This window comes from Mycobacterium riyadhense (genome assembly GCF_963853645.1).
Classification (GTDB): Bacteria; Actinomycetota; Actinomycetes; order Mycobacteriales; family Mycobacteriaceae; genus Mycobacterium; species Mycobacterium riyadhense.
Genome location: NZ_OY970457.1, coordinates 98116 through 114447, shown reverse-complemented (window position 1 = coordinate 114447; position 16332 = coordinate 98116). Strand labels below are relative to the sequence as shown.

8 protein-coding genes and 1 pseudogene are annotated in these 16332 nt (G+C 73.5%); 4 read left to right on the top strand and 5 right to left on the bottom strand.

Annotation, left to right across the window (positions count from 1 at the left end; translation table 11 throughout):
* Positions 1 to 67: 67 nt before the first annotated feature.
* From AADZ78_RS27500 to AADZ78_RS27490, 3 genes and pseudogenes are all read right to left on the bottom strand, one after another.
* A pseudogene (locus tag AADZ78_RS27500) lies at positions 68 to 317 on the bottom strand (IS1380 family transposase); the annotation flags it as partial.
* Between the two features lie 218 nt (positions 318 to 535).
* On the bottom strand, positions 536 to 1156 hold the full coding sequence (locus AADZ78_RS27495) for a hypothetical protein (RefSeq protein WP_085252296.1): 621 nt from the start codon (positions 1154 to 1156) through the stop codon (positions 536 to 538).
* A gap of 322 nt (positions 1157 to 1478) precedes the next feature.
* The gene (locus AADZ78_RS27490) at positions 1479 to 2441 is read right to left on the bottom strand and encodes an alpha/beta hydrolase (RefSeq protein ID WP_239656880.1); all 963 of its coding nucleotides are present in this window, start codon (positions 2439 to 2441) and stop codon (positions 1479 to 1481) included.
* A gap of 663 nt (positions 2442 to 3104) precedes the next feature.
* On the opposite strand from AADZ78_RS27490, the gene AADZ78_RS27485 reads away from it, so the two are divergent.
* The 3 genes from AADZ78_RS27485 (at position 3105) to AADZ78_RS27475 (ending at position 6766) form a co-directional block, all read left to right on the top strand.
* Complete coding sequence (locus tag AADZ78_RS27485; protein WP_085249488.1) at positions 3105 to 4328, top strand: ATP-binding protein; 1224 nt, start codon at positions 3105 to 3107, stop codon at positions 4326 to 4328.
* A 209-nt stretch (positions 4329 to 4537) separates the two neighbouring features.
* Positions 4538 to 4951, top strand: a complete 414-nt coding sequence (locus AADZ78_RS27480) for a hypothetical protein (protein ID WP_239656879.1) — start codon at positions 4538 to 4540, stop codon at positions 4949 to 4951.
* 33 nt (positions 4952 to 4984) lie between these two features.
* The gene (locus AADZ78_RS27475) at positions 4985 to 6766 is read left to right on the top strand and encodes an IS1634 family transposase (protein WP_239656878.1); all 1782 of its coding nucleotides are present in this window, start codon (positions 4985 to 4987) and stop codon (positions 6764 to 6766) included.
* A gap of 60 nt (positions 6767 to 6826) precedes the next feature.
* On the opposite strand, the gene AADZ78_RS27470 is transcribed toward AADZ78_RS27475, so the two are convergent.
* Positions 6827 to 7039, bottom strand: coding sequence for a hypothetical protein (locus AADZ78_RS27470; RefSeq protein WP_204903572.1), 213 nt, complete (start codon positions 7037 to 7039; stop codon positions 6827 to 6829).
* Between AADZ78_RS27470 and AADZ78_RS27465 the strand changes: the two genes are divergently transcribed.
* On the top strand, positions 6992 to 7543 hold the full coding sequence (locus tag AADZ78_RS27465) for a hypothetical protein (protein WP_085250902.1): 552 nt from the start codon (positions 6992 to 6994) through the stop codon (positions 7541 to 7543). The two genes, AADZ78_RS27470 and AADZ78_RS27465, sit on opposite strands and share 48 nt — an antisense overlap.
* Positions 7544 to 7655: 112 nt before the next feature.
* Here the strand turns inward: AADZ78_RS27465 and AADZ78_RS27460 are convergent, their stop codons facing one another.
* Positions 7656 to 16157: a PE family protein gene (locus tag AADZ78_RS27460; protein ID WP_341343652.1), complete on the bottom strand. Its 8502-nt coding sequence runs from the start codon at positions 16155 to 16157 to the stop codon at positions 7656 to 7658.
* Positions 16158 to 16332 lie beyond the last annotated feature (175 nt).

Sequence of the window (16332 nt, the reverse complement as noted above, 5' to 3'; positions counted from 1 at the left end):
AACACTCCTTCTGTCCGCCCCAACGGCGGTCCGATGATGGACCACCTCGGACTTACACAGATGGAATGACACGCCCACGGTCACCGCATAATTGGCCGACCCCGTCGATGCAATCGGCGCCGTCGGCGACCGCCGCGGCAAGATCGGCGAATACCTCCCCGGGCGCATACACCCACGGGCCCCCGTAGGTGTCGGCCAACGCGGCGGTGACCTGCGCTGATAGGCCCGTGCGGTCGGCGAGCTCACGCGGCATGCGACACGACACCATGGCCGTCGGCGGACACTTTCACCCGCGGTGCGACCGCGATATTCTTCACTCGCGAAGTGCCTTCCCGTAAGAGTACTTGAACCCTAGAGAAGTCCAATTATCCCTTGCAGGACAGGCACTTTCGCGTATCTACACCACGAAACTCACAACATTTCACGAAAAATCCGGGCTAACGACACGTCGTGGTTCTCCTCTGCATTCGAAGGCCCGCCCGAACCGTCGTCGGGCGGCGCCTTGGCGAGGATCACCGATCACCCGGTGCCGGCGTCAGGGGCGATTCGTGTTGCCCACGCTCAGCGCTCGTGGTGGCGACCATCCCGGCGTGAGTAGCCGACCGGCGCTGAGCGCGACCACCACCCGCTGCGGCGTCACCGTGTCGACCAACCCGGACGCACCGAAGCGGAACCGCAGCGCCGCGGTCGCCGCGGTTACCGCGGCCACCAGGTCACGCCACGCACAGCCCGTCGCGTCCGGGATCGCCACGTCCACCCCGGCCGCGACCGCCACCCTCAGGAACCAGACTCGAAGCGCTTCAAGCCGTGACCCTGCGCGGCGCAGCCAGCCCCGTACTGTCGCCGCCGGCATCTGCAGGCTGGCGCCGATTCGGCGATGCCCAGCGCCCGTGGCGCGGGCGGTCACCGCAGCCCAAATCCGTTCCGCCGCATAAGCTCTACGCAACAACACCGTCACCGGCAACAACACATGCGTGACCGCGCAGGATCGACAACGCCCACGCCGCGGCCGCAACGGATCACCGATACCCGCGATCTGGCGGGCACGGGCATACCCCCACCCACCCAACACACCGTCGCGGCACGTCGGGCATCCGATCCCACCAACTGCCAACCGCGACTCGACGTCGACAGGATCAGCCTCTACCGTCACCATCAGTGCCTCCAAGCACTACAGCGCGGCACCCCGCAAGCCAGCCAAGACTTCAGCGGGGTGCCGCGCACCCATCAGTTCCTCGTCACACTGATGGTGCACACGAACCAGATCAACCCCGCCAGCACACCGACCGCCGCATCGGCAGCCTCAATGACGAATGCCTACCCAGTGGTCGTCATCCCAAGAGACGGCCAACACCACGGCGTGCTCGGCGACCTGTTCATTGCGGCTCCACAGTTGATGAGGCGATCTGGCCCGACAACGGCCGACAACGGCCGGCGGCTGGGCTGCAGGCCGCAGACGCTAACGCTAACGAGGCCCGTTACAGACCTCGTAGGCGACGGACACGATCGGCGATGACGCGCCGCGACACCGCGGTGTTGGGAGCCAGAATGTCGAATACGTGTGGACACCCGGGATGCACGTGTACTTCGGTTGTGACACCGGCCCGAGCCAGGCGGCACGCGTAGGCGAGGTCCTCGTCGCGGAAGATGTCGAGGTCACCCACGTCGATGTAGGCGGGAGGCAGCAGGGAGAGATCGGCCGCGCGCGCTGCGGCGGCGTAGGCGCTGACGCTCTCGCTGCCGGCATGCTCACCCAGCAAGGCTTGCCAGCCGGTGATGTTGTCGTCGTAGCTCCAGATGGCCGTCGGCGCTAGCTCTGGGTCCGGCAGCGTTGTCCGGTCATCGAGCATCGGGTAGATCAACAGCTGCAGCGCGATTGCGGGACCGCCGCGGTCTCGTGCCAGCAGGCACACCGCGGCGCTAAGCCCACCACCGGCGCTGTCTCCCATCACGGCCACCCGCGCTGGATCAACACCGAGTTCATCGGCGTGGGCTGCCAGCCACTGAAGCGCGGCATAGCAATCCTCCACCGGAACCGGGTGTGGATATTCAGGGGCGATCCGATAGTCGACGAGCAGCATAGGCACAGTGGATTCGGCGACGTAGCGCGCGGCCAACCAGTCGTAGAGGCCGCCAAATTCGTGTAATCCGACAATCATCCCGCCGCCGTGCAAGTAGAGCACCGCACTGCCGGGAGACGCTGTTTGTGTCCCGTAGAACCAGCTCAACGTCAGCGCGGCCCCATCGTCGGTGTCGAGGGTGTAGCGGCGCACCTTCACCCCAGCAATGGCCGGCAGGGTTGGTACCAATTCTGCGAATACCTGGCGGGTGATCGCTCGCCGTGCCGTCACATCTCCGGCCGGTGGTGGTTCCGGCGCGGCCGAGGTACCCGGCTGCGCCGCCATCTCGCAGAGCACCTCGGGGTCGATCTGCAAACCCACTACGTCTCACCCACTCTCTACTTGGCACTTGGCTGCCGCGCAGCAGTGTAGTGCGAGTCGGCCCAGTGCCCCCGCACAGATACGACGCCGATCCCGCCAGCCGGCGTTTCATGCCTGCAGCATACGGGTCACAGCAACGCACCCCCGGGCGAGTCGGGGACACGGTTTGCCGACGGTACCGCAGTAATCGCTAGCCAACCGACCCCTTCGAAGGTGAATCGTCACGACCCATGCTGCCCGGTTGCGCCCGTGGTGCCGCTGCTGCCAGCGCTACCGTCGCCGCTGGTGCCGGTACCGCCGCTCCCGCCTGTCCCACCGGTGCCACCGGTGCCGCCATCGCCGCCGCCGCCCCCGCCGGTGCCGCCCTTGCCGCCGGTGCCGCCGCTTCCGGATTTCTTCGAGGGTACCCTCCCCGCCGGTTCCGCCGGTTCCGCCGCCTGTGGCGGTGCCGCCGGTCCCGGGGTGATGGGACCGCTGGTTTGCCATGAGCATGGGGCCAGTTGGTCTTTCGGTCACGGGCCGTGTTGATGGTGCCCACACCAGCATAATTCGCTACTGTGGAATCAGGACGTTTCTAGCCGTGGAATCAGTGCATTCTAGATAGTGGAAACGGCACATTAGATCTTGTGGGATCGGTGCGTTCATGACGGGGGGGGGGGGATCATGTATCAGGCGAGATTTGTCGACGGGCTGCTTGAGCGGCTCATGGCCGATTTCCCCGCCGTGGTGATTACCGGTCCGAGAGCTACCGGTAAGACCACCACGGCGGCCCGCCATACCCGAAGCGTTGTGCGCCTTGACCGAAAGGCAGACGCCGAGGCGTACCGTGCGGACGCTGATTCTGTCCTGGCCCGACAACCCGAACCGGTTCTGCTCGACGAGTGGCAAGCGGTGCCTGAGGTGCTCGGTGCGGTGAAACGCTCCGTCGACCGAGATCCGCGCCCGGGCAGGTTCGTGATCACCGGTTCGGTCCGTGCGACGCTGACCGCAGAGACTTGGCCAGGGACCGGGCGGGTACTGACGCTGCCGATGTACGGCTTGACCGTGGCTGAGTCGCAAGGCCGACCTGACAAGCCCGCTTTTTTGGATGTACTCGCTAACGGGGGTGTTCCGCCTAATCCCCAACGACCGCCGGATTTGGTCGGTTATCTCGACCTCGCCCTAGCGGGCGGCTACCCGGAGCCGTTGTTGCTACGGCCTGCACGCAGCAGGGCCCACTGGCTTGAGAGCTACGTCGAGCAGCTCATCACGCGCGACGCGGCGGAACTGCAACACGGCCGCGACCCCGATCGGCTGCGCCGATACTTTGCGGCGGTGGCACTCAACACCGCCGGATTCGTCGAACAAACGACACTCGCCGGCGCAGCCGGTGTCGACAAGCGAACAGCTGCCGCCTACGAACAGCTTCTGCGAAACCTGCTGGTTGTTGACGCGCTACCGGCGTGGACGACTAACCGGCTAAAACGGCTTGTCCGCGGACCGAAACGTCACCTTACCGATGTCGCGCTGCTTAGCGGCGCTGTCGGTGTCGACACTGCGGCCGTCCTCGCCGACGGTGCCCTGCTGGGTCGGGTCCTGGAAACGTTCGTGCTGGCTCAACTGCGCGCGGAGGTACCCGCCTGCCACACTCGTCCGCGCCTGTATCACCTCCGCCAGGAACAAGGCAGGCGGGAGATCGACATCGTCGCTGAACTTGGTGGTCGACGCGTTATCGGTATCGAAGTCAAGGCCGGTACTGCGACGCGGACCGATGCCAGACACCTCGGGTGGCTTCGTGACGAATACGACGACCGATTTCTCGCCGGGGTCATACTGCATACCGGAACACACCTGTATGAACTCGGAGACCGAATCACCGCTGCACCGATCGCGGCGCTTTGGAGCTGAGTACTCACGGTTGCGTTGTTAGCGTGCAGACGGCGCCGGCGGATCGATTTCAACAACAGCCCAGCCCCGGACCGCAGGCAGGCGTCATCGGCTCCTGCAACCCCGTGAACAAGAATTGGAGTATCCGACCGGCACCAGTCACGAGACGATCATGATGGGGGGCACGTCCTCGCAATGTCAACGTGAATTGGCCCCGCCATGATGGCGTGTTGAACGGCACCCGGTATGGCGATCGCCGCGTCACTGTGGGTGAGGATGTGTCGCGCGCCACCGTGATGGGACCGGCTGGTCTGCCCCTTCGCGGATGCAGCGACGCCCTGCAGCGGTGGGGATACGGCCGCCGCCGGCACGTCCGTAGCATCGGCGCGGCGGCTATCGACGTGCGGCCCCGGCGAGTGCGCTGCGGCGGATGCGAAACCACCGATGTCCTGTTGCCGGCAGCCCTGCAACCACGCCGGGCCGATGTCACCGAGGTGATCGGCGCCGCCGTCGCCGCCGTCGGCGCCGTTGCCACCGTTAGCCCGAAGTTGCGGGAGCTGAGCGGGTCGATTGCTTTGTTGAGCTGGGGAGAGCGTTCATGCAGGCCGGAATATGTAGTCAGAATAATAGGGCGTGTCGGCTAGGAATACCTCGATAGGGCCGTTAAACTGCTTGACATGTCGCGGGGAAGTGGCAAGGTTCACGTAGTCAAAGTTCGCAAGAAACACGTGGACAAGCACGGCAAGCCCCGCGAGTACTTCTCGGCGTATCTGCGGCGCACCTACCGCGAGGGCAAGCGGGTGCGCAACGAGACGGTGTCCAACCTATCGGCGCTGCCCGAGCACGTTGTGGACTGGATCGACGCAGGCCTCAAGGGCCAGCAGCTCGTGTCGGCCGGTAGCGAGTTCACCATCGCCCGATCGCTGCCGCACGGACACGTCGCTGCGGTGATGGCGATGGCCCACCAGCTGGGCTTTCCCGCCCTGCTGGGGTCGGCATGCCGGGCACGGGATTTGGTGCTGGCGTTGATCATCTCGCGGGTGGTACGCCCGGCGTCCAAGCTGGCCACCGCCGCCTGGTGGCCCGATGTCACCCTGGGACCCGATCTCGACGTCGCCGACGCCAGCACCGACGAAATCTACGCCGCGATGGACTGGCTGCTCGACCGCCAAGACACCATCGAAGCCAAGCTCGCCGCTAAACATCTTGGGCCAGATGTGAATCCGTCACGAATGGCGCTATTCGACCTGACCAGCTCCTGGGTGACCGGGCGGTGCTGCGAACTGGCCGCGCGCGGCTACTCCCGCGACGGCAAGAAAGGCTGCGAGCAGATCGAATACGGCATCCTCGCTGACCCACAGGGCCGGCCGGTGGCCGCACGAGTGTTTGCCGGCAATACCGCCGACCCGGCGGCCTTCACCGACATCGTCGCGGTCATCCGCACCCGGTTCGGGCTGACCCGACTAACGCTGGTGGGCGATCGTGGCATGATCACCTCGGCGCGCATCGCCGCGCTCCGCGAACTCAACGACGATCCCAACACCGCAACGGATTTCGGATGGATCACCGCGCTACGCGCCCCGCAGGTGGCCACCTTGGCCACCGACGACGGGCCACTGCAGATGAGTCTGTTCGACAGCCAGGACCTCGCCGAGATCACCCACCCCGACTTTCCCGGCGAACGACTAATCGCCTGCCGCAACCCACTACTGGCCGCCGAACGCACCCGCAAACGCAACGACCTGCTCGCCGCCACCGAGCACCTGCTGGAACCCATCACCACCCGCGTTGCGGCCGGCCGGCTGGCCGGCGCCGACAAGATCGGCGTCGCGGTCGGCAAAGTGATCAACAAACACAAGATGGGCAAGCACTTCCACTACCAGATCACCGACACCAGCCTGACCGTCGAACGCCGCCACGACCAGATCGCCGCCGAAGCCGCCCTCGACGGCATCTACGTGCTACGCACCCCCGTGCCCACCGACCAACTCGACGCCGCCGGGGTCATCACCAGCTACAAGAACCTGGCCCACATCGAACGCGACTTCCGCATCATCAAAGCCGACGACCTGGACCTACGGCCCATCCACCACCGCCTCGATGACCGAGTCCGCGCCCACGTGCTCATCTGCATGCTGGCCTGCTACCTCATCTGGCACCTGCGCAAAGCCTGGGCCCCAATGACATTCACCGACGAACACCCACCCCAACGCGACAACCCGGTCACCCCAGCGCAACGCTCCCCAAGCGCCCATGCCAAGGCCTCCACCCAACACGACGCCGCCGGCAACCCACTGCGCAGCTTCGCTGGCCTACTGGCTCACCTGGCCACCCTCACCCGCAACCAAATCCTCTTCACCGACACCGGCACCGAAATCCCCATGCTCACCGACCCCACCGATGATCAGCGCCGCGCCTTCACCCTCATCGGCACAACCATCCCCCTCCTGGCCGCGTAGTCAGACACCCCGGCCCCAGAAAGCAACAAATCCCCAGCTCAACGCCGAATACGCACTACTTCACCACAGCAACTTCGGGTTAGCGCCGGTCCCGCCGCGGTTGTCGCCGCCGGTACCGCCGTTTCCGCCGGTGCCGCCGGTGCCGCCGCCGTCGCCGCCGTCCCCGCCGACTGCGTAGTCGCTCAGGCCGCCCCCGCCGTCGCCGCCGGTGCCGGCGGCGGCGCCGTGACCACCCTGACCACCATCACCGTTGATGCCGCCGGCCACGGCCACCCCACCAGCCCTGGCAGCCCCACCAGTACCTCCGGCCCCACCATCACCACCGTTGCTGTTGTTGCCGGCGCCGCCGTTACCACCAGTCCCGCCGGCGGCACCGTTATCCCCGGTACCGCCGTTACCGTTGACGCCGCCGGCCCCGGCCGCCCCACCAGCCCCGTCGGCCCCACCCGCGTAGCCGTCACCGCCGGCGGTCGCGGTCGCCCTGGCCGCGCCGTTATCCCCGGTACCGCCGTTGCCGCCGACCCCGCCTTGGCCGCCGACACCGGCGTTACCCGCGGCACCCGCGGCGCCGGTGCAGGTGCCGGCCTCCCCACCATTGCCCGCGGCCCCGCCGGTGCCGCCGGCCCCACCATCACCGCCGTTGCTGCTGTTGCCGTTGCCGCCGTTGCCGGCGGTGCCGCCGTTACCGCCGTTGTAGCCGGTGGCGCCGGCGGCCGCGGCCGCGCCGTTATCCGGCCGGCCCCGCCCGACCGATCAACCCCGCCCACCAACGCCTGACTCGGGGCGTTGTGCGCATCCAACAAGCTTTGCTGCGCGCCGGCCTCCGCGGTCGCATACCCTCACGCGCTTGCGGTCAACGCCTGGGTGAACTCCCACTGATTACCCGCGATCACGATGCACCGTGCTGCCCATCAGCACCGGTGGTGCCGTCGCTGCCGCCCGGGCCATCTCCGGTGCCGCCGATGCCGCCGGGGCCGCCGTCACCGCCGCCGCCGCCGGAACCGCCGTCACCGCCGCCGCCGCCGTTACCGCCGTCACCGCCGCCGCCGCCGTTACCGCCGTCGCCGCCGCTGCCTCCTACGCTCTGTAAAGAAGCGCCGGCACCAGCGCCGTCACCGCCGCCACCGCCGGTGCCGCCGGCGCCACCGGTGCCGCCGTTGGAGGAATCACCTCCGGTGCCGCCGACTCCGCCGATACCGCCGTCGCCGCCGTTTCCGCCTTGACCTTCGTCGTTCTCGCCGCCAGTGCCGCCGGCTCCACCGTTTCCGCCGTTGCCGCCGGTGCCGGCGTTGCCACTTTCTGAGCCACCGCCGGCACCGCCGTTACCGCCGGTGCCGCCGTTGCCTCCGGTGGCAGCAGGATCGTCGTCGAATGACGCGCCGGAAGTGCCGCCGTCGCCGCCCCTGCCTCCGGAGCCGCCGCTGCCGCCGGTGCCAGTCCCGTTACCGGTGCCGCCGTCGCCGCCCCCGCCTCCGGAGCCGCCGTCGGCACCTGTACCACCAATGGTTTCTGTGGATAACGCGTCGGCGCCATCGGCGCCGTTACCCCCGTGGCCGCCCTCGCCGCCGTCGCCGCCAGTTCCGCCGCTTCCGCCTCCGGTGCCGCCGTCTCCGCCGGTGCCCCCGTCGCCGGCGTTGCCCCCGGTGCCGCCACCGCCGCCGTTGCCACCGCCTTCAAGAGGATCGTCGCCGTTGCCTCCGTGGCCGCCGTCACCGCCTTGGCCACCGTTGCCTCCGGTGCCGCCGCCGTCGCCGCCGGTGCCACCAGCTCCGCCGGTCCCGCCGCCGCCAGCGGCGCCGCCGGCGCCGCCGGCGACGTCGTCGACGGTGGTTCCCCCGCCTGCGCCGCCACCGCCGCCGTCGCCCGCGTTACCGCCGTTGCCGCCGGTGCCGCCGTCCGCTCCACCTTTGCCTCCGGTGCCGCCTTGGCCGCCGGTGCCGCCACCACCACCGGTACCACCGGCCCCAGTGCCGCCGGCGCCGCCGGTACCACCGTCGCCCGCGGTGCCGCCCTCGCCGCCTTCGCCTCCGGTGCCGCCGTGCGCTCCACCTTCGCCTCCGGTGCCGCCTTGGCCGCCGTCGCCGCCGTCACCACCGGTACCACCGGCTCCAAGGCCGCCGCCGCCGCCGGTACCACCGTTGCCGGCGTTGCCGGCTCCTCCTCCGGCGCCGCCTTTGCCGCCTCCGGTGCCGTTGATGCCGGCCCCGCCGGTGCCGCCTTGGCCACCAGTGCCGCCGTTGCCGCCGTTGCCGCCGTTCCAGCCGCTGAACAATCCGTCTGCGCCTTGGCCGCCGTTGCCGCCGTTGGCGCCGTTGCCGGCTTGGCCGCCGTTGCCGGCGGTGCCGTTGGCGCCGGCGGTGCCGCCGTTGCCGGTGCCGGCGGCTCCGCCGGCACCGGCAAGGCCGCCGTTGCCGCCGTTGCCGCCGTTGCCGCCGGGGTTGCCGTTACCACCGTTGCCGCCGGTGGTGCTGCTGCCGTCGGCGCCGCTGCCGCCGTTGCCGCCGGTTCCTCCGTTGGCGCCGTTGCCGCCTTTGCCGCCGTTGCCGGCGGTTCCGCCGTTGCCATCACCGCCGGTGCCGCCGTTGCCTCCGTTGCCGCCGTTGGTGCCGTCGGTGCCGTTGTCGCCGGTGCCGCTGGCGGCGTCGGTGCCATCGATGCCTGCGCCACCGTTGCCTCCGTTGCCGCCGTTGCCGCCGTTGCCGCCGGTGGCGGTTCCGGCGGTGCCGGCGGCTCCGCCGTTGCCGCCGTTGCCGCCGTGGGCTCCCGCTCCGCCGTTGGCGCCGTTGCCGCCGTTGCCGCCGTTGCCGGCGGTTCCGCCGTTGCCGGCCCCCCCGTTGCCGCCGTTGCCGCCGTTGCCGCCGTTGCCGCCGTTAATGCCTGCGGTGGCGTTGCCGCCGGCCCCGCCGTTACCGCCGGTGCCCGCAGCACCGTTGGCGCCGCCGCTGGTGGCGGTGCCGGCGGCCCCGGCGGCCCCGCCGTTGCCGCCGTTACCGCCGTGGGCGCCCGCGCCGGCGCCGTCGGCGCCGGTCCCGCCGGTGCCGCCGGTGCCGCCGTTGCCGGCGTTGCCGCCGCCGGTGGCGTTGCCGCCGGCCCCGGCGGCCCCGCCGTTGCCGCCGTCGCTGGCCACCGCGGTGGCGGCGCCGGTGCCGCCGTGCCCGCCGGCCCCGCCGTCACCGGCGTTACCGCTGCCAGACGAGGTGCCGCCGGTCCCGCCGGCGCCGCCATCGCCGCCCTTGCCGGCAGCGCTGGTCACAAAGCCGCCACCGGCGCCGCCGCTGCCGCCGGCGCCGCCATCACCGGCGTGACCGGTGCCGGCGGCGCTGCCGCCGGCACCGCCGGTTCCTCCGGTCCCGCCGGCGCCGCCGGTGGTGTTGGCGTCACCGCCGTCACCGCCGTTACCGCCGGTGCCGCCGTCACCGGCGTTGCCGGCGCCGGTGGCGGTGCCGCCGGCCCCGCCATCGCCGCCCTTGCCGGCGCCACCACCGGTGAGTTGGCCGCTGCCGCCGGCGCCGCCTATGCCGCCGGCGCCGCCGTCACCGGCGTTACCGCTGCCTGAGGTGTTACCGCCGGTGCCGCCGGCCCCGCCGGCCCCACCGGCGCCGTTGCCGACGTCGGTGCCGGCGCCGCCGTTACCGCCGGTACCGCCGGCCCCACCGTCGCCGCTGCCTGCGGTATTACCGCCGGTGCCGCCGACACCGCCGTCACCGCCGGCACCGCCGGTGCCGTCACTGTTGCCGGTGCCGGCGGCCCCGCCGTCACCACCGTCGCCGGCGGTGCCGCCGTGGCCGCCGGTGCCCGCGCCGCTGGAGGCATCACCGCCGTCGCCGCCGCTACCGCCGTTGCCGCCGGTGCCGGCATCGCCGCCGGTGCCGCCTGAGGCGGTACCGCCGGTACCGCCGTTGCCGCCGTTGTTGCCGGCGCCGCCGGTGCCGCCGTTACCGCCGCCGTTGCCGGCGCCGCCGGCCCCGCCGCTACCACCGGTGCCGCCGGTGCCGCCCTTGCCGCCATCAGCGAAGGCGCCGGCACCGGCGCCGCCGTCACCACCGGTGCCGCCGGTGGCGGCGTCACCACCGGCGCCGCCGTCACCCCCGTCGGTGCCGGCCCCACCCACACCGCCGGCCCCACCGGTACCACCATGACCGCCAGCACCGCCGGCATCGCCGATGCCGCCGGCCTGGCCGCCGGTGCCGCCGCTGCCCGCAGCACCGCCGCTACCACCGGCGCCGCCGTGGCCGCCGCCGCTACCACCGATACCGCTCCCACCGCCACCACCGTGACCGCCGGCACCCCCAGCACCGCCGGCGCCGCCGTCAAAGCCGGCCAGCACACCATCAGCGCCGACACCGCCGTCGCCGCCTTGGCCACCGGTACCGCCCTTGCCGCCGGTACCGCCGCCGCCGTTGACGCCCACGCTGCCGCCACCAGGGCCGCCGGCCCCGCCGGCGCCGGCGGCCCCGCCGGTACCGCCGGCCCCGCCATCACCGCCGCCGGTACCGGCCCCACCGGTGGCGCCGGTGCCGGTGGCGCCATCATTGCCGTCACCGCCGTCACCGCCCTGACCGCCGGTGCCGCCGGCGCCGCCGGCGCCGCCGGTGCCGGCCCCGGAGGCGGCGCCCCCAGTGCCGCCGGCGCCGCCCGCGCCGCCGTTACCGCCGGTGCCGCCGGCGGTGGTGGTGGTGCCCGCGCCGGCGGTACCGCCCTGGCCACCGGCCCCGCCGTTGCCGGCGTTACCGCCGCCCGCGCCGTTGCCGGTGCCGGCCCCGGCGTCTCCGCCGTTGCCGCCGTCACCGCCTTGGCCGCCGTAGCCGCCGAACTCGCCGGTGGTGCCCGCACCCCCGACACCGCCGGATCCGCCGTTACCACCGGCCCCGCCGGCGCCGTTGGTGCCGCCGGCGCCGGCAGCCCCACCTTGCCCGCCGGCCCCGCCGGCGCCACCGGCACCGCCGGTGTAGCTGTCGGCGTATCCGGTGCCGCCGACCCCGCCGTCACCACCAGCGCCGCCGCCGCCAGCAGTGCCGGCGGCGCCGCCGGTTCCGCCGGTTCCGGCCGCGCCGGCGTCCCCGCCGGTTCCGCCGGCACCACCAGCCCCGCCGGCGCCGGCGCCGGTGGTGTCGCCGTCGGCGGCGTTACCGGCGTTACCGCCGACCCCGCCGGCCCCGCCGTTGCCGCCGCTGCCGTTGGTGCCCCCAGCAGCGCTGTTGCCGCCGGCGCCGCCGGCCCCGCCGGCCCCACCGGCCCCGCCGTCATAACCCGCAGCACCCAGGGTGGTGTTGTCATCACCGACCCCACCCTTACCACCGGCCCCGCCGTCACCGCCGACACCGGCGTTACCGGCGACACCGGCGCTACCGGTGCCGGCGCCGGCGGCCCCACCGTTACCGCCGAGCCCGCCGGCCCCGCCGGCCCCGCCGTTGCCGCCGTTGCTGTTGGCGCCGTTGCCGCCGGTGCCGCCGTTGCCGGCGGTGGCGCCGTTACCGCCGGTGCCGCCGTTGCCGTTGGTGCCGCCGGCCCCGGCGGCACCACCCGCACCGCCAGCCCCGCCGGCCCCACCCGCGTAGCCGTCACCGCCGGCGGCCGCGGTGGCCCCGGCCGCGCCGTTATCCCCGGTCCCGCCATCACCACCGTTACCGCCGTGGCCGCCGACACCGGCGTTACCGGCGACACCGGCGCTGCCGGCGCCGCTGCCGGCGGCCCCACCATCACCGGCGGCCCCACCAACCCCGCCGTTACCGCCGTCACCGCCGTTGCTGTTGTTGCCGTTGCCGCCGGTGCCGCCGTTGCCGGCGGTGGCGCCGTTACCGCCTTGGCCGCCGTTGCCGTTGGTGCCGCCGGCCCCGGCGGCACCACCCGCCCCGCCGTTACCGCCGGCCCCACCCGCGTAGCCGTCACCGCCGGCGGCCGCGGTGGCCCCGGCCGCGCCGTTATCCCCGGTCCCGCCATCACCACCGTTACCGCCTTGGCCGCCGACACCGGCATTGCCGGCGACACCCGCGCTGCCGGTACCGCTGCCGGCCGTCCCACCATTACCCGCGGCCCCGCCAACCCCGCCGGTGCCGCCGTTGCCGCCGGCGCTGTTGGCACCGTTGCCGCCGTCACCGCCGACACCGCCGGTGGCGCCGTTGCCGCCTTGGCCGCCGTTGCCGTTGGTGCCGCCGGCCCCGGCCGCCCCACCCGCCCCGCCAGCCCCGCCGGCCCCACCCGCGTAGCCGTCACCGCCGGCGGTCGCGGTGGCCCCGGCCGCGCCGTTATCCCCGGTCCCGCCATCACCACCAGCACCACCGGTGCCGCCGACACCGGCGTTGCCGGCGACACCCGCGCTACCGACGCCGGCGCCGGCCGCCCCACCATTGCCCGCGTTGCCGCCAGCCCCGCCGGTGCCGCCGTTTCCGCCGGTGCTGTTGACGCCGTCACCGCCGTCACCGCCGACACCGCCGGTGGCGCCGTTACCGCCGGTGCCGCCGTTGCCGTTGGTGCCGCCGGCCCCGGCGGCCCCGCCCGCACCGCCTTGGCCGCCGTTGCCGCCGTTGTAGCCGTCACCGCCGGTGGCCGCGGCCGCGCCGGCCGCGCCGTTATCCCCGGTCCCGCCATCACCACCGTTACCGCCTTGGCCGCCGACACCGGCGTTGCCGGCGACACCGGCGCTGCCGGTGCCGGTGCCGGCCGCCCCACCGTTACCGGCGGCCCCGCCAACCCCGCCGTTACCGCCGTTTCCGCCGTTGCTGTTGACGCCGTCACCGCCGTCACCGCCGACCCCGCCGGTGGCGCCGTTGCCGCCGGTGCCGCCGTTGCCGTTGGTGCCGCCGGCCCCGGCCGCCCCACCCGCCCCGCCAGCACCGCCGGCCCCACCCGCGTAGCCGTCACCGCCGGTGGCCGCGGCCGCGCCGGCCGCGCCGTTATCCCCGGTCCCGCCGTTACCACCGGCCCCGCCGGTGCCGCCGACACCGGTGGTGCCGGTGTGGGCGCCCCAGCCGGCCCCGGCCGCCCCCCCAGCCCCGGCGACACCGCCGGTGCCGCCGTTACCGCCGTCACCGCCGTCGCTGCTGGCACCGGCCCCACCGGCCCCACCAGCCCCGCCGGTGCCGCCGTTGCCGGCGGTGCCGCCGTTACCGGCGATCCCGATCACCGCTTTGCCCCCGGCACCCCCGGCCCCGCCGGTACCGCCGGTGCCGCCGTCCCCACCGACCCCACCCGCGGTCGTAGCGTCACCGCCGGCCCCGCCGATCCCGCCGGTGCCGCCGGCCCCGCCATGGCCGCCGAGCCCGATCAACCCCGCGGCCCCGCCGGCCCCGCCATCACCCCCATCAGCGCCGTCCCCACCGACCCCGCCGGCGGTCCCGGTGGTCCCGTCGTAGCCGGCCGCCCCGACACCGCCGGCACCGCCGTTACCGATCAACAGTCCCGCATCGCCGCCGCGGCCGCCGTCACCGCCGTAGCCGCCGCCCCCACCACCGGCCCCCCCGGACCCGATCAGGGTGGTGTTACCGCCGGCGCCGCCGGCCCCGCCGGCACCATCGATGCCGTTACCGGCCCCCCCGGCCCCCCCGGCCCCGCCATCGCCGATCAAGACCGCGCCGGCCCCCCCGGCGCCGCCGCCCCCGCCGGCGGCGCCGGCGCCGCCGCGGCCACCGTTACCGCCATCACCGAACACTCCGGCGTCCCCACCACCCCCACCGGCCCCACCACTACCCCCGCTGCCGCTGCCCGTATCGCCGACACCGCCGGTCCCGCCGGCCCCGCCATTGCCGTACAGCCAGCCGCCGTGCCCGCCGCGGCCGCCGGCACCGCCGGCCCCGCCCAGATCAGCCCCCCCGGCCCCGCCGGCCCCCCCGGCCCCGATCAACCCCGCGGCCCCACCACGACCACCGGCCCCACCGGAGGCCCCGCCCGCGCCACCGGCGCCGCCAGCGCCGCCGGCCCCACCCGGGCCGTACAGCAACCCGCCCTGCCCGCCCTGCCCGCCGGCCCCGCCGGCCCCGTCCAGGTCAGACCCCCCGGCCCCACCGGCCCCACCGGACCCGATCAACCCCGCACCCCCACCACCGCCACCCGCACCGCCGGAGGCCCCCGCACCCCCGGCGTCCCCACCGCCACCGCCGGCCCCGCCCGGCCCATACACCAGCCCGCCGCGCCCCCCAGCGCCGCCGATCCCCCCCCCACCACCACCGGCCCCGCCGACCCCGCCGGCCCCCCACACCACCGCGGCCCCACCGGCCCCGCCGGCCCCGCCGGCCCCGGTGACCAGATCCGCACCCCCGCCACCACCACCGACCCCACCATTGCCGTACAGCCAGCCACCACGCCCACCCTCACCACCACCCCCACCAACACCGCCGACACCGCCGCTATTGGCGCCCCCGGCCCCACCGGCCCCCCCAGCCCCCAACACTCCCGCCCCGCCACCATCACCACCGCCACCCCCGGAAGCCCCGGCCCCACCGATCACCCCACCGTCGCCGCCGGCGCCCCCACCACCCACCAGCCGGCCCCCGGCACCGCCGTGCCCCCCATCCCCGCCACCCACCCCACCGGCGCCCCCATCACCACCACCACCCCACAACGGGGCCGCTCCACCGGCCCCACCGGCCCCACCACCACCGCTGGTGGCATCCCCGGCCCCGCCGGCCCCACCGGCGCCACCCGAGCCATACACCACCCCGCCGCGCCCACCGGCCCCACCGGCCCCACCAAACCCGTTACCCCCGGCCCCGCCAGCCCCACCCGCACCGCCATGACCCCACAACGGGGCATACCCACCGGCCCCACCCGCACCCCCACTACCCCCGCTCGTGGTCACGCTGCCCCCGGCCCCACCGGTCCCACCCGAACCCCACACCCAGCCACCGCGCCCCCCGGCCCCCCCAACCCCGCCGGCCCCCCCGGTCCCACCATTGCCGCCGTTACCGATCAACCCCGCCGACCCGCCCGCACCCCCGGGTGTGCCCGCATCACTGCTACTACCCCCATTGCCGCCGCTACCGAACAACCAGCCGCCATCACCACCGGCCTGACCCACCCCACCACTGGCCCCGTTGGCGCCGTTGCCGACCAACGCCCGCCCCGTCACCGCCACACTCGAGGCGTTCACCGCATCCAGCAGGCCTTGCGCCGCGGAAGCCTCCGCGCCCGCATACCCCCCCGCGCTGGCGGCCAACACCGCGCTGAACTGCTCATGAAACCCCGCCACCCGCCCCGCCAACACCTGATACTGGCGCCCATGCTCAGAAAACAACCCCGCGATCGCCGCCGACACCTCATCATGTCCCGCACTGGCCACCGCTGTCGTCGCGCTTGCCGCCGCCGCACTCGCCTGGCTGATCGTCGACCCCAACACCGACAAATCCGCCGCCGCCGCCAACACCACCTGCGGAGACACCACCACAAACGACGACATGACAACCCTCCCACCACACCGGCCACGGCCACCGACAACGACCCACCAACCCTACGACCCACACCCACCCCACCCAGCACAAACAGCGCACAACCAAGGATCTACACACCCCCCACACCACCCCCACCCCAACACCTGTACAACACCACAACCCCAACCCCCACCCACAGTCACC

What these genes read in the sequence shown, in the direction of transcription:
- AADZ78_RS27475 (WP_239656878.1), top strand. Translation starts at nt 4,985, where the DNA reads ATGTCGCGGGGAAGTGGCAAGGTTCACGTAGTCAAAGTTCGCAAGAAA.
- AADZ78_RS27485 (WP_085249488.1), top strand. Translation starts at nt 3,105, where the DNA reads ATGTATCAGGCGAGATTTGTCGACGGGCTGCTTGAGCGGCTCATGGCC.
- AADZ78_RS27495 (WP_085252296.1), bottom strand. Translation starts at nt 1,156, where the DNA reads ATGGTGACGGTAGAGGCTGATCCTGTCGACGTCGAGTCGCGGTTGGCA.
- AADZ78_RS27460 (WP_341343652.1), bottom strand. Translation starts at nt 16,157, where the DNA reads ATGTCGTCGTTTGTGGTGGTGTCTCCGCAGGTGGTGTTGGCGGCGGCG.